Raw genomic sequence first — 240 nt, 5'->3', positions numbered from 1 at the left:
AAGCAAGTGATGTTAAAGTTTCGTTCCCTTTTACAATTTCATTAATGTTTACCACTTGTGTTGCGCCTGAAGCATCTGTATAAGTAAACTCATTAGTTGTAGAATTGAATGAAACTGTACCTTCTGATTTAGTAACAAAATTGTTTAAAACATTTGTTACTGCTGGATTGTTTATGATTGTTTCAAAATTAGTTGCAACATCGCCTACTACATCAATAGTAACATTGTCTCCTGCCTCAT

The 240-nt window shown here is 32.5% G+C and carries 1 pseudogene; it reads right to left on the bottom strand.

Annotation, left to right across the window (positions count from 1 at the left end):
- Positions 1 to 240: pseudogene (locus ACHRV0_RS21740) on the bottom strand (hypothetical protein); the annotation flags it as partial.

It is taken from the genome of Flavobacterium sp. FlaQc-30, from assembly GCF_044005885.1.
Taxonomy (GTDB): Bacteria; Bacteroidota; Bacteroidia; order Flavobacteriales; family Flavobacteriaceae; genus Flavobacterium.
The sequence above is the reverse complement of the archived record's forward strand: the minus strand, read 5'-3'. Positions and strand labels throughout refer to the sequence as shown.